Below are 13415 nucleotides of genomic sequence, written 5' to 3'. Positions count from 1 at the left end.
GCCCATCCCCTATATGGCGTCACGCAAATAGGCCCGGATTTCGCGACAATTGCAGAGCATATTGATCCCGCGGTCCTGATGGGGCGCAATTTAGGAGATTTTGATGGCGCAGAAAGCCGTTGTGCTGATCGTCGATGATGAGCCGCTGATCCGATTCACAACGCTCGATAGACTGGAAGAAGTCGGCCATGTGGTCCTTGAGGCCGGGAATGCCGATGAGGCAATGGTGCTTTTCCGCAACCGCTCCGATATCGATATCGTGTTCACCGACGTCAACATGGCCGGCTCGATGGATGGGTTGCAGCTTGCCCGGCGTATCCGCGCCGTTCGGCCCAATGTGGGCATCATCATCACCTCTGGCGTCGTCAATCTTGATCCAATGCTGTTGCCTGCCAACACGGTATTCCTGCCAAAGCCCTACCAGCACGACCGGCTGTTGTCTTCGATCCATGAACTGATGCGCTAAAGCCCAACAGGGCGCTTGGCGGAACCAAGAAGGTCCGCTTGCGGTTGTGTTGCTGGTCTATCCGAGGAGAGCTCGACATGCAGACGAGGCTGGCAACGTTAATAGCGTTAACCCTTGCATTCGCGGAACCTGTATTTGCGCAGGCGCCGGCGACCGACACCACCACGAAACCAGGCACGGCAGCGGCGCCGGCCGGCAAGATGGAAACCTTGGCTGTAACGCCCCCGCCGGGCGTCACCGATTCCATGACGACCAATAGCACGACTGGCACCGTCGATCATGAAGATCACTGCCAGCCACCGGGTACGCCAGACAATACCAATCCGAGTGCAGACACACTGGCCCTTCCGCGTCCCGAGCAGTCGTGCCGCTGACGGAAACGGGAAAACTCTTTACTCTTCGTCAATCTCTATTAAGTTGGTAGAGATTAAAGGTTTGCCGTAGCCTGGGTAACTGGGGGCGGCGGCTTTGCGACTGCCCTTTCGCCCAATTTGCAACGGACGAGGAGTGTGCCTGATGACCTATGATGTCGCCGTCGTCGGTTCCGGTTTCTCTGCAATCGCTCTCACCATCAATCTGCTGCGGGTTCTGCCGCCATCCGCCTCTATCGCCGTCGTAGGAGACGATCCGGGATTCGGACGCGGAACCGCCTATCGCACCGAGTTCTATCTGCATCGACTAAATGTGCCTGCAGCACGAATGAGCGTGTATCCGGACAAGCCGGACGATTTCGTCGAGTGGCTGCGGCGAAGGGGTAGGGCAGTTTTCGCTGAGGATTTCGCGACACGGGGCGACTACGGCCTCTATCTGCGGGATACGTTGGCGGCACTCTTGCGGCCACGGCACGGTCGGGCTCATGTGGACTTCGTCAAGGCCAAGGCAACTGCCTGCGTACGGTGCGAGAGCGACCATCTCGGCTTCTGCCTCGACAACGAGGGCGAATTGACGGCCCGAAACGTCGTCTTGGCCTTGGGTGTAGGCAATGCCGATCTGCCGGTGTCGAGAGATCGCATCGCAGAAAGCGTCCGGCCTCGCATCATCGAAAACCCGTGGCGGCTCAGCTGGCTTTCGCGTGTGGGAAAAGCGGACGAGATCTGTATTCTCGGGTCCGGGCTGACGATGATCGATCAGGTTCTGTCACTACGGGCCCACGGGCATCGCGGCAAGATTCATGTGCTGTCGCGCCGCGGGCTGGTGCCGCAGCCGCATCCCCTGCGGCGTGCCATGCCGGTCACTCCGGCGCTGCCGGACAGCCGCGAGATCAGCCAGCTGTTGCATGCCTTGCGTCGGCAGATAAAGAGCGGCGCCGATTGGCGCGGGGTTGTCGACGGGCTGAGGCCCCGGACCCAAGCGTTGTGGCAGTCTTTGAACCGGGAGCAGCGATCGCGTTTTCTCCGTCATGCGTTTACCTGGTGGAATATTCACCGTCACCGAATTGCTCCGGAAGTGTTCGCCCGCTTCGACGCGCTGATCAAGAACGAGACGGTCATCGTGCATGCCGGCTTCATTCGGTCTATCGAGGATGAAAGCGCCGGCGCGAGCATTGGTTACCGTCGGCGCGGCACCCAGCGGTTCGCCTCCATTCGCGCCGACTGGATCGTCAATTGCACGGGCATGGAACGGGCCGGCATCGGGCACTCGCCATTGCTGCGTGAAATGCGGGAAAGGGAAATTCTCGTCATGGACGACCTCGGCCTGGGTATTTCTGTCGATCCCCGCTCCAGGGTTCTGGACGCCGACGGCAAAGCCCAACCCGGTCTGTTTGCCGCCGGTGCGCTTACGGCTGGCCAATTCTGGGAGATAACGGCCGTACCGGATATTCGGGTTCAGGCAAGCCTGCTTGCCGAGGCGATCGCCGTCCAGATCGCACAAACCGCGCCGCCGTCGGCTCGCATCGCCTGATCCGGTTTTGATGGCATGAATTTCTTCTTACGGCCCGTCTGAGGCGTTTCCTTTCCTTCCACCTTCGAAAAATGGCGGTAGTCTGTAGCAAATCATTTTGAAGGGATTTTCCATGGCTCTGAAGGTTGTCGGTCTTGCCGGTAGCTATAACCGGCCCTCCAAGACTTTCGTGCTGGTCGAGCATATCGCCAGGATCGCCGCTCACCGATACGGCTTCCAGCCTTTAATTTATGATATGGCAGATGTCGGGCCGTCCCTTGGCCAAGCGCAACACCAACGCGACCTCGACGCGACCGCCGCCGCTGTCTTGGACGACGTGGTCGGAGCGGATCTACTGATCATAGGTTCGCCGACCTACAAAGGAAGTTATTCGGGTCTCTTCAAACACTTCATAGACCTGATCGATCCAGAGCAGCTTCGGGCCAAGCCCGTCCTGATTACCGCGACAGGCGGCGGTGACCGGCATGCGTTGATGGTCGAGCATCAGCTGCGGCCGCTCTTCGGTTTCTTCATGGCCCATACCTTGCCGACAGCCGTCTATGCTTCCGACAAGGATTTTTCCGACTATCGGATAGTCTCGGACCCGCTGCGCCAGAGAATTGGTTTCGCCGTCGACGAGCTCGCCGCTTTCTTGCCGGCTCAAGAGTTCGCTGCTACCGGCTGAACTTTACTTTCGTCCGCTTTGTCGTCATCTATGCCCGCGCCGTCCAAACGAGCATAGGGAGAACAGGCATGGCCATCGAGGAGGATATTGCCAGGATCACCGAGCAGGAGAGGTCCCTCGTCTTCGATCGGTTCGACCTCGGTACCGCGTGGGATCTGGGATCCTTGCTTCGTCATATGGCAACCGAAAGAGGTCTTGGCGTAGCGATCGACGTGCGGCTGCATTCCATGCCGGCCTTTTACGCGGCTCTTACCGGCTCGTCGCCAGACAACGAAAGCTGGGTGCGGCGCAAGCGCAACATTGTCCTGCGGTTTTTTCAGTCGAGCTACCTGATCGGTCGAAAACTCGCGCAGCAGGATGCGACGCTCGAATCCCGTTTCGGTCTGTCGTCCGCCGATTACGCGGCTCATGGGGGCAGCTTTCCGATTGAGGTCACCGGCGTCGGCTGTATCGGCGCCGTAACGGTGTCGGGTCTGCCGCAGCGGGAAGATCACAATCTGGTCGTGGAGGCCCTCTCGCGCCTGCTCGGCACAGATATCTCCACTTGCCGGCTCGATTGAGGAACGCCCATGGCCAAGACCGATATCAAGACCCCTGACGAGGTGTTTTCCTTTTGGTTCAAGGAGCTCAATCGCAAGGACTGGTTCGAGAAAAACGAGGCGTTGGACGAGGCGATGCGGAGGCATTTTGCGCCGACGCATCTGTCGCTTGCCCGCGGTGAGCTCGATGTGTGGCGTGGCTCTCCTCAAGATCGTCTGGCAGCCGTCATCGTGCTCGACCAGTTCCCACGCAATCTTTATCGTGGCACGCCGCTGGCATTCGCCACCGATTGGCTAGCGCTGAGGGAAGCGAAGCTTGCAATTGAAGCTGGCGCCGATCTCGCTGTACCGCCGGAGCAGCGCGGCTTTTTCTACCTGCCGTTCGAACATTCGGAAAATCTCGTCGAGCAGGATCGATCGGTGGAGCTTTTTGCGCTGCTGGGAGATGCCGAATATCTCGACTACGCGGAACGTCACCGGGCGGTGATCAGGCAATTCGGGCGTTTTCCGCACCGAAACGCGTTTTTGGGGCGGGAATCCACCGCCGCCGAGCTCGAATATCTGTCGAGACCCGGCGCCGGCTTCTGATATCAGGCGCTACCGGCGTATCATGCGACCGACAGCGATCAGGATGCAGGCCCCGATAAAGCCTGCGATGAGATAGCCGATCCAGCCGCCGAGCACGACGCCGAAGACGCTGAGAATGGCGTTGGCGATGATGGCGCCAACAATGCCGAGAAGAATGTTCATGAGGACGCCCATATTGCTCTTCATGAACTGCTCGGCGAGCCATCCGGCAATCCCGCCGATAATAATTGCCGCAATCCAGCCGATCCCTGCATCACCTTCCATAAGCCTACCCTCCTGTTGGTTGTGGCGGAAGGTAACGCGAAAAATGTTCCCGGGTTCCCTGCGTTTGTTCCAATTCTTGAGGGAGCCGCGCAAGCTTCCTTTTCTTCGCCTTGAAGTGCCTCTATTTTCGCCCGCGAATCCGATCGAGAGAGATAAAGAGCAGACCCTTGGCACGACCCTTCAAGACCGGCCGTTCAACTTCTTCGCGCGTGGCCCGCGTGTTTTTCGCAGCTTTTCTGATCGCAACGAGCGCCGCGCTTGTCGGTGTGCCGGCAAATGTGTTGGCGCAGGCGCAGCAGCAATCGCAGCCGCCAGCCAAAACCGACGTGACGGTCGATTCGATCAACGAAGACATGAAGAGCAAGCTGGACGCCATTCGTCAGCAGCTCAATGGTTTCCGCACACGGATTCAGGATGAATCCCATGACGATGCCCGTTTGGCGGAGCTCAGGCTTCAAGCCGAGGAGATCGTCAAGGAAATGCGCGCCGCCTCCGACGCGATGAAAACGCGCGTGGAACAGATCCAGGGGCGCCTTGCCAGCCTTGGGGAGCCGCCGGCCAGCGGGCAGCCGCCTGAGGTGCCTGCGGTCGCCGAAGAACGCAGTCGCCTTCTCAACGAACGTTCGCAGTTGAACATCATCGTTGACGATGCCGGCAACCTGTCGAACAGCGCTACTCAGCTTGCCAATACGATCACCAATCTTCGCCGCACGCTTTTCACTCAGACCCTGTTTCGCCATACGGAACTCTCCGCAGAGCTTTTCGCCGATGCCGGGAACGCCTTTGTGGCGGAGGTCCGCAACTTCGGCTCCACTTTCGGAAGCTGGATCGGTTTTATCTGGAAGTTCAAGAAGCTGCAGCTCCTCGGCGCAATGGCTTTGTCGCTTGCCGCGGGCCTTCTGTTTCTGCGCGGGGGCTACAGGCTTTTCGGCCGGTTCATCCGCCGAGAGAACCACGAGACGCCATCCTACATCCGTCGTCTTTCGGTTGCCTTCTGGTCGACAGTCATCCAGACGATGTCGCTTGCGGCCTTTCTCGCAGCTTCCTTTGTTTTCCTCGACGGGTTCAATGTTTTAAGGGCCGATATCTCGCCGATCGTCGCGACTTTCTTTGGCTTCGTGTGGTTTGTCTATTTCGTATGGAAGCTTACCTACGGCGTCATGGCTCCCGGTGAACCGGAATGGCGGCTGGTGCGCCTTACCAATCGGGGAGCGCGCCTTCTGACATGGGCGATCCTTGTAATGGCGGTCGTCAACGGACTGGATTATCTGCTCGGCGCGATCAGCGAGGCGTTGAGTTCGCCGCTTGTCCTGACAATCGTAAAAAGCCTGCTGGCTTCCCTCATCATCGGCCTCATTTTGATTGCCATCTCCTTCATCAAGCCACGGCTCGTCGAAGGCGAGGACCCAGACGGACATGGCCACGCATGGCCGCGCTTTTTCCCACTGCTGCTGAGAGTGATGGGTGGCCTGCTCATTCTCGCGGTATTGACGGGCTATGTGGGGCTTGCCCGCTTCGCTTCGACCCAGATCGTCCTCACCGGCGCGGTGATCGTGCTGATCTACGTCGGTCTGTTGTCGGGCAAGGCAATTTCCAAGCAGGGCGCGTTTACCGATACGGCCGCGGGCAGAAGGCTCGCGGATCGGTTCAATTTCAACGAGGTGGCGCTCGACCAGGCCGGGCTTGTGGCGGGTCTCGGCATTTACGCTTTCGCGCTGTTGTTCGGCATACCGCTGATCCTGCTCACCTGGGGTTTCCAGATCGCCGATATCGAAGCCTGGATCTACGGCTTCTTTACGGAGATCCGCATCGGCAATATTTCCATCTCGATCATCGGCATCCTGGGCGGCATCCTCCTCTTCGGCGTTGGATACGTTGTCACCCGCTGGGTGCAGAAGTGGATAGACGGGAATGTGTTGGCGCGAAGCCAAGTCGACCTCGGCGTGCGCAATTCGGTCAAGACCGGCATCGGTTATCTGGGCATCGGCCTTGCGGTCATCGTGGGCGTTTCGGCAGCGGGCATCAACCTGTCGAGCTTTGCGCTGGTCGCCTCCGCACTCTCGGTCGGTATCGGTTTCGGTTTGCAGAACATCGTGTCCAACTTTGTGTCCGGCCTGATCCTGCTGGTGGAACGCCCCTTCAAGGTTGGCGATCACGTGATAACGGGCGCCACGGAAGGGATCGTCAAGCGCATCTCGGTACGCGCGACCGAGATCGAGACCTTCCGCAAGCAGTCGATCATCGTGCCGAACTCCGATCTCATCAATTCGCCTGTGGGCAACTGGACCCACCGCAACAAGATCGGCCGCTCGGAAGTACCGGTCTCGGTAAGCTACGACACCGAACCGCAGAAGGTGATGGATATTCTGCTGGAGCTCGTCGATCAGATTCCCGAGGTTCTGCGCAATCCCGAACCGCATGTGGAATTCCTGAGCTTCGGCCCGTCGTCGCTGAACTTCGAGCTGCGCTTCCACCTCGCCGATATGGGCGAGGGACTTCGCATTCGGAACAATCTCAGGATCGCAATCCTGAAGCGGTTCCGGGACGAAGGGATCGCTATTCCATTCCCGCAGCAGGAGATCGTCTTTCATCGCGGCAAGCCCATCCTGCCGGACGAAGCCGATGGCCGGGGCGGCGCCTGACCGCCTTCCGTCTTCGGATGATGGAATGTCGTATCGGGTCGCGAGCTGGATGCAGGCATGTCGTAATCAGGCGTTTGGCCGACCGGCCGGAATTGCATAGTCCCAGCAGATTGACAGACGGTCACTCGAGGCCGAAGAGGGGTTCATTCCATGAAGACACATGCACGGGCGGTGGTGATCGGCGGCGGCGTGGTCGGCGTTTCAACGCTCTACCATCTGGCCAAAAAGGGCTGGAGCGATTCCGTCCTCATCGAGCGCAAGGAATTGACCTCCGGGTCGACATGGCATGCTGCCGGTCTTCTGCCGCTCTTCAACCTGTCCTATTCGGTTGGCCAGCTCCATAAATATTCGGTGCGCTTCTATCAGGAGCTTCAGAACGAAACCGGCATGAATGTCGGTTTTTCGAATGTCAGCAACATTCGCCTTGCCCGCACCAAGGACCGCTGGGAAGAGTATATGTATTATGCCGGCATCGCGGAAACCATCGGGGTCAAAGTGAATATCCTGACCCCGGAGCAGGTGAAGGAAATCTGGCCGCTTTGCGAAACCGACGGAATTCTCGGAGCCATCCAGCATCCAGACGACGGTTATATCCAGCCTGCCGATCTTACCCAGGCGCTCGCCAAAGGCGCGCGAGATCGGGGGGCTACCATCTACCGGAACACCACCGTCACTGCAATTTCGCAGCAACCCGACGGCTTGTGGAAGGTGACGACCGACAAGGGCGAGATCACCGCCGAGCATCTCATTTCATGCACCGGCAACTTTGCCCGCAAGACCGGGGAGATGGTCGGCATCAACATTCCGGTCATTCCGGTCGAGCACCAGTATATCGTCACCGAGCCGCATCCGGCAATTCAGGAACGCAAGGCGAAGGGCCTGCCTGAAATGGGGGTCCTGCGCGAATCAGACTCCTCCTGGTACATGCGGGAAGAGAATGGAGGCCTGCTGCTCGGCCCCTACGAAGTCGGCGCGCCCGTCTGTTACGTCGACGGCCCGTCGGACGAGAGCGAATACGAACTCTTCCAGGAGGATCTCGACCGGCTGATGCCCTATATCGAAACGGCGATCACGCGGGTGCCCGCCTTCGGAGACGTCGGTATCAAGAAAGTCTATAACGGCGCGATCGCCTACACGCCGGACGGCTCCCCGATCGTCGGACCGGCTCCCGGGCTGAAAAACTTCTGGCTCAATGAGGGGCACTCCTTCGGCATCACCGCGGCAGGCGGTGCCGGCTGGCAGCTGGCAGAGTGGATCGTCGACGGCGAACCGACCGTGGATATGATGGGCGTCGATCCTCGTCGCTTCGGACCTTACGCTACGGAAGGCTATCTTATCGAGAAGAACGAAGAGGCCTATGCCAATGTTTTCACGATGCATTATCCGGATGAGGAACGCTCAGCCGCCCGTCCTTTGAAGACGACGCCCGTTTATGACCGGCTGAAGAATCTCGGTGCGGTTTTCGGCTCCGTCTACGGCTGGGAACGCGCCAACTGGTTTGCGCCTGAGGGCTACGAAGTGCCGAAGGATGAGCTTGGCGTTGGTGCCGAGGTCATCACCGGCCACAACCATGCGCCCGCCCTGGAAGACGGCCGGATTGTTGAAAAATGGTCGTTCCGCCGTTCGAACTATTTCGAGCATGTCGGCAACGAGGTGAAGAACGTCCACGAGAATGTCGGCGTACTGGATATGTCGGCCTTTGCGAAGATGGAGGTTTCCGGCCCAGGTGCACGCGCATGGCTCGAATCGATTTTCGCCAACGCAATACCGAAGAAGCAGGGACGGATCGCCCTTTGCCATCTGTTGACAAAGGGTGGCGGGGTTCGTTCCGAGTTCACCGTCTACGAATGGGCGCCGGGCCGCTTCTATCTCGTTTCCGCCGGCGCTTATGAGGCTCATGACCACGACTACTTACGTAAGCTTGCGCCAACAGATGGTTCCGTCCGGCTGCAGCAGATTACCCAGAAGCTCGGCGTGCTGGTACTCGCCGGTCCGAAATCCCGCTCTGTCTTGAAGAAGCTCACCAGGACGAGCCTGGAGAACAAGGATTTTCCTTGGCTTTCCGGCAAGGAGATCGCCATCGGCATCGCCTCCGCCCACGCTCTGCGCGTCAACTTCGTCGGCGAACTCGGGTGGGAATTGCACCATCCTATCGAGATGCAGAACTATATTTTCGACAAGCTGATGGAGGCTGGCGCCGAGTTCGGAATCAAGCCGTTCGGCATTCGCGCCATGCTCGCCATGTCGGTCGAGAAGTCCTACCGGCTCATTCCGCGCGAAATGTCGATCGAATACAATGCCTACGAATCCGGCCTCGACCGCTTCATCAAGACCGACAAGGAGTTCCTCGGCAAGGAAGGGCTGCTCTCCTACAAGGAAAAGGGGCTCAAGTGGAATTTCTGCACCCTGGCAGTGGAGGGCGCCAACGATGTGGATGCGCGCGGTTCCGAGGCGATCTACAACGAGGCGGGCGAGCTGATCGGCCGTGCCACCAATGGTGCCTATGGCTGGCGAATCGGCAAGTCGCTGGCTCTTGCCATGGTAAAACCCGGTTATGCCGAGACCGGAACCAAGCTCAAGATCAAGATCTTGGGCACGTTGTATAACGCGAGCGTGGTGCCGGAAAGTCCGTTCGACGCGGACAATGCAGCGCTCCGCGCCTGAAACAACGGGCTGAAACAGCTTTCTTGACGTTGGCGGGCGGCTCTTAAGTCGCCCGTTCCATTTTGAAGCGGTCCTGGTTGCCGGGATTAACGGTTCTGCAAACCGTTGACAGTAAGAGTGTTCCAAGAGGGGACAGTACTTACTGATAAGGGGCTTTATGACATTCCTCGGCATTTCCGGGATGCAGTATTCCGGCCAGTCACTGGCAAATTCCCGCATCCTGGTTGCGGAGGATTCCAATGTCTTTACTTCGATGATCGGCACGCGGCTCAAGGAGCTGTTTGGCATTGAGGTCGAAATTTGCCGCAATTTCGAAGAATTGCAGCTTGCCTATGATCAATCCGGCGAGCCGGTCACGCTGGCGATCTCCAATATAAATCTGCCGGGTGCGGAGAACGGGGAGGCGCTGGAATATCTGATCGACCTCTCGATCCCGACGATCGTCTTCACCGGGACATTCCATGAAGACACGAGGGACAAGCTGCTGTCCAAGGACATCGTCGACTATATCCTCAAGGACAATGTCTTCGCCGTGGAAATGCTGGCTGAATCGGTCTGCCGCTTCCTCACCAATCACCGCCATCATGTGCTGATCGTCGATGACAGTCCCACAGCGCGAGCGTTGCTTTCCAGCCGCCTCAAGCGCTACAATTTTCGTGTCAGCCTCGCAGAAAACGGCGCCAAGGCACTGGAAATTCTCAAGAAGAACCCTGACATCGGTCTGTTGGTAACGGACTACAACATGCCTGATATCGACGGTTTCGAACTGACGCGTCGGATACGTTCGGTGCGCGGGTCACATGAGTTGCGAATCATCGGGGTCTCGTCCTCCTCGAACCGGCTGTTGTCCGCTCGCTTTTTGAAGGCAGGCGGCAATGATTTCATGCTGCGCCCCTTCATCGACGAGGAGTTCTACTGCCGCGTCAACCAGAACCTGGACACGCTGGTTCAGATACGTTCGATGCAGGCAAAGCTGAAGGAGACGGCGGCCGTCAAAAGCGTCGCCTGAAGCCCCAAGACGGCCAATGTGCCAGCTTCTGCGCCGGCGCCTCCCAAAAGGAGGCCCGGCGTAGTTATGAAAGGCAGCACCATTCGGGGCTGATCCGTTTTTCGGGTTCAGACCACGACGCCGGTGCGGGAAGTGTTCATGTTGAGCTTGCGCTCAGCCCGTTCCTGTTGCGGCGAGCGATTGTAGACCTCGCGGTAGCATTTGGAGAAATGCGACGCTGAAACGAAGCCGCAGGCGACGGCCACCTCAACGACCGGCATCGATGACTGAACGAGCAGATGCCGGGCCCGGTCGAGGCGGATTTCCAAATAGTAGCGTGCGGGAGAACGGCCCATTTCCTGGCGGAACAGCCGTTCGATCTGCCGTCGGGACAATCCGGCGTCCTCTGCGATTTCCACGAGCGACAGTGGTTCCGAGAGATTGTTTTCCATCAGTTCGATGATCGATAACACCTTGGCGTTCTGGACGCCCAGGCGAGCCCGCAATGGCAGGCGCTGACGGTCGTGCGGATTGCGCACCCGATCGGTCAATTGCTGCTCGCAGACCCGGTTGACGAGATTTTCGCCGAAATCCTGGCCGATCAGGTTCAGCATCATGTCCAGCGACGCCGTGCCGCCTGCGCAGGTATAGAGGTTGGAGTCGACTTCGTAGAGGTCGGCGTAAACCTCCGCCTGCGGAAAGGCTTCGGCAAAACCGGGCAGGTTTTCCCAGTGGATGGCGCAGCGCTTGCCGTTCAGCAGTCCGGCCTGAGCAAGAACATGGGCGCCGGTGCAAAGGCTGCCGACCGCAATGCCGCGATTGTAAGTCTCCCGCAGCCAGGCATTCACGGACTTGTTCTGGAATTCTTCGACATAGACGCCGGAGCAGACAATGACCATGTTCGGCCGGTTTTCACCGGAAAGGTAGCGCCGCTCATCGGCAAGCGATGAGTTGACCTCGAGTTCTATGCCGCTCGAGGACTGCACCTTTTCACCGTCGGCGGAACAGAGACGCCAGGTGTAGGCGGGATAACCCAGCATCCGGTTGGCGATTCTCAGGGTCTCGACTGCTGCCGCGAAAGGCAGCATGGTGAAGTTCGGCACCAGAAAGAAGACGAGGGAACGCTTCTTCGCCGGGTATTTGCTGGATATGTCCATGCGATCATTCCCCTTGCCGTGGCCGTACATCGCGGCCTGCCTCTAATTCAAAAGCGACATTGGCATGGAAAAATGGAGGGGAGAAGGGCTTTTGACGACGAGGGAATAAAATTTTTGCGACATTGGGGTGTCGCAGCTTTCAACATATCTAAAAAATCGCATCCACGGAACACACGATATCACATGGCCCGCATCCTTTTAACATGCAGGCCATGTGTTCGGTGAGTTATCTACGCGGTGCGGCATTGGTCGTCGGCCATCCGATGTCTTTGCGGATTTCTGCGGGAAGGCCTTCCAGCATCTTCTCCGTCTTGCGACGCTGCCACTCATCCCGAAGTCTTACAGTGAGACGTAGGGCAGGGCGGACGAACGAGACGAACGATGACGGCCGAAACCGGGAGCCGTCGCTCTCCTGATAGGTGATCATAGTCATAACAGTTCTCCTTGGGTCATTGCAGGCGGTGCTTGACTGGGAGAATGAGCGCCGCCGATCCATCAATCAATCGGATGCATGTGATGCGTCTCATGAAATTCTGTTGGGAATTGACGCTTGCTTCCGATGGTGTGGACTATGCGCCGGGTTTGACATTCAATCAAACGAAATGATATGGTGTTTAAGTTCAGATTTTTTGATGGAGCATCTCATGACCGTCCCGTTCCGTCCGCCGCTCCCGGTGCTCGACAATGATGTTTTGCGTACATTCGTCGCGATCGCGGAGACTGGCAATTTCTCGACCGCCGCGGATGCAGTGCTGCGAACGCCATCCGCCGTTTCCATGCAGATCAAGAAGCTGGAAGAGCAGTTGAAGACGACGCTCTTCCTGCGTGATGCGCGTTCAGTAACGCTGACCCAGCACGGCGAAATGCTGCTTTCCTATGCACGGCGCATGCTGGCGCTTTCCAATGAAGCGGTTTCTCGCTTCGTCATGCCCGAACTTTCAGGGGTTGTACGGCTCGGGGCTCCCGATGATGTCGGCGAGAGGCTCCTGCCGAAGGTGCTCAAGGATTTCGGCGAGAGCTTTCCGGGCATCATGGTCGACGTCACGGTGGATCAGAGTATTCTTCTGCGCAAACGCATGGACGAACAGCGGCTTGATCTCGCGCTCATCAATTGCGCGACACGGCCTTTTCCGACCGGCGGTGAGGTGCTCTATACTGAAAAGCTCGTCTGGGCGGGGGCAAAATGCGGTACGGCCTATCTGCGCGATCCGCTGCCCATCTCCGTGTGGGAGGACGGTTGCGTGTGGCGGCAGGATGCAATCACACAGCTTGAGAGACATAAGCGAAGCTACCGGATCGCCTATGCCAGCGCCCACACGATGGCGCAACGGGCAGCGGTGCTCTCCGACCTTGCCGTCGCACCTTTCCCGCGGTCCTACGTCACGGACGACATGCAGGTGCTCGGACCCAAGGAGGGGTTGCCGGAGCTGATCAGCTTCGACATACGGCTTCTTACCGCGCCGCAATTGTCGATCCCTGGCAAGGCCGTCGCGGAGAGCATCCGCGAGGCGTTTGGCGCGATGGTCGCCGCCGCGGCGTAG

The 13415-nt window shown here is 58.6% G+C and carries 13 protein-coding genes; 10 read left to right on the top strand and 3 right to left on the bottom strand.

Going from position 1 to position 13415, the window contains the following annotated elements; genetic code table 11:
- The first annotated feature begins 103 nt into the window (after nucleotides 1–103).
- From C5L12_RS18360 to C5L12_RS18335, 6 genes are all read left to right on the top strand, one after another.
- On the top strand, nucleotides 104–466 hold the full coding sequence (locus C5L12_RS18360) for a response regulator (RefSeq protein WP_425350810.1): 363 nt from the start codon (nucleotides 104–106) through the stop codon (nucleotides 464–466).
- Between the two features lie 77 nt (nucleotides 467–543).
- Nucleotides 544–840, top strand: coding sequence for a hypothetical protein (locus C5L12_RS18355; RefSeq protein WP_105373492.1), 297 nt, complete (start codon nucleotides 544–546; stop codon nucleotides 838–840).
- A gap of 142 nt (nucleotides 841–982) precedes the next feature.
- A complete protein-coding gene (locus C5L12_RS18350) occupies nucleotides 983–2368 on the top strand; it encodes an FAD/NAD(P)-binding protein (protein WP_105373491.1) in 1386 nt (461 codons plus the stop codon).
- A 112-nt stretch (nucleotides 2369–2480) separates the two neighbouring features.
- On the top strand, nucleotides 2481–3032 hold the full coding sequence (msuE, locus tag C5L12_RS18345) for an FMN reductase (protein ID WP_105373490.1): 552 nt from the start codon (nucleotides 2481–2483) through the stop codon (nucleotides 3030–3032).
- 68 nt (nucleotides 3033–3100) lie between these two features.
- On the top strand, nucleotides 3101–3592 hold the full coding sequence (locus C5L12_RS18340; RefSeq protein ID WP_105373489.1) for a heme-degrading domain-containing protein: 492 nt from the start codon (nucleotides 3101–3103) through the stop codon (nucleotides 3590–3592).
- Nucleotides 3593–3601: 9 nt separating this feature from the next.
- Entirely contained in the window at nucleotides 3602–4159 is a 558-nt protein-coding gene (locus tag C5L12_RS18335; RefSeq protein ID WP_105373488.1) for a DUF924 family protein, read from the top strand.
- A gap of 9 nt (nucleotides 4160–4168) precedes the next feature.
- Here the strand turns inward: C5L12_RS18335 and C5L12_RS18330 are convergent, their stop codons facing one another.
- Entirely contained in the window at nucleotides 4169–4423 is a 255-nt protein-coding gene (locus C5L12_RS18330; RefSeq protein ID WP_105373487.1) for a GlsB/YeaQ/YmgE family stress response membrane protein, read from the bottom strand.
- Between the two features lie 167 nt (nucleotides 4424–4590).
- On the opposite strand from C5L12_RS18330, the gene C5L12_RS18325 reads away from it, so the two are divergent.
- From C5L12_RS18325 to C5L12_RS18315, 3 genes are all read left to right on the top strand, one after another.
- Nucleotides 4591–7065: a mechanosensitive ion channel domain-containing protein gene (locus C5L12_RS18325; RefSeq protein ID WP_245422965.1), complete on the top strand. Its 2475-nt coding sequence runs from the start codon at nucleotides 4591–4593 to the stop codon at nucleotides 7063–7065.
- 150 nt (nucleotides 7066–7215) lie between these two features.
- Nucleotides 7216–9729, top strand: a complete 2514-nt coding sequence (locus C5L12_RS18320; RefSeq protein ID WP_105373486.1) for a GcvT family protein — start codon at nucleotides 7216–7218, stop codon at nucleotides 9727–9729.
- 157 nt (nucleotides 9730–9886) lie between these two features.
- The gene (locus tag C5L12_RS18315) at nucleotides 9887–10738 is read left to right on the top strand and encodes a response regulator (protein ID WP_105373485.1); all 852 of its coding nucleotides are present in this window, start codon (nucleotides 9887–9889) and stop codon (nucleotides 10736–10738) included.
- 107 nt (nucleotides 10739–10845) lie between these two features.
- Here the strand turns inward: C5L12_RS18315 and C5L12_RS18310 are convergent, their stop codons facing one another.
- Both C5L12_RS18310 and C5L12_RS18305 read right to left on the bottom strand, forming a co-directional pair.
- Nucleotides 10846–11874 carry a GlxA family transcriptional regulator gene (locus C5L12_RS18310; RefSeq protein WP_105373537.1) on the bottom strand — a complete coding sequence of 343 codons (1029 nt, stop codon included), beginning with the start codon at nucleotides 11872–11874 and terminating at the stop codon, nucleotides 10846–10848.
- Nucleotides 11875–12100: 226 nt separating this feature from the next.
- Nucleotides 12101–12307 carry a hypothetical protein gene (locus tag C5L12_RS18305; RefSeq protein WP_105373484.1) on the bottom strand — a complete coding sequence of 69 codons (207 nt, stop codon included), beginning with the start codon at nucleotides 12305–12307 and terminating at the stop codon, nucleotides 12101–12103.
- 169 nt (nucleotides 12308–12476) lie between these two features.
- On the opposite strand from C5L12_RS18305, the gene C5L12_RS18300 reads away from it, so the two are divergent.
- The gene (locus tag C5L12_RS18300) at nucleotides 12477–13415 is read left to right on the top strand and encodes a LysR family transcriptional regulator (protein WP_425350809.1); all 939 of its coding nucleotides are present in this window, start codon (nucleotides 12477–12479) and stop codon (nucleotides 13413–13415) included.

It is taken from the genome of Neorhizobium huautlense (genome assembly GCF_002968575.1).
GTDB classification, from domain to species: Bacteria; Pseudomonadota; Alphaproteobacteria; order Rhizobiales; family Rhizobiaceae; genus Neorhizobium; species Neorhizobium huautlense.
This window is presented reverse-complemented; position numbering and strand designations above follow the sequence as displayed.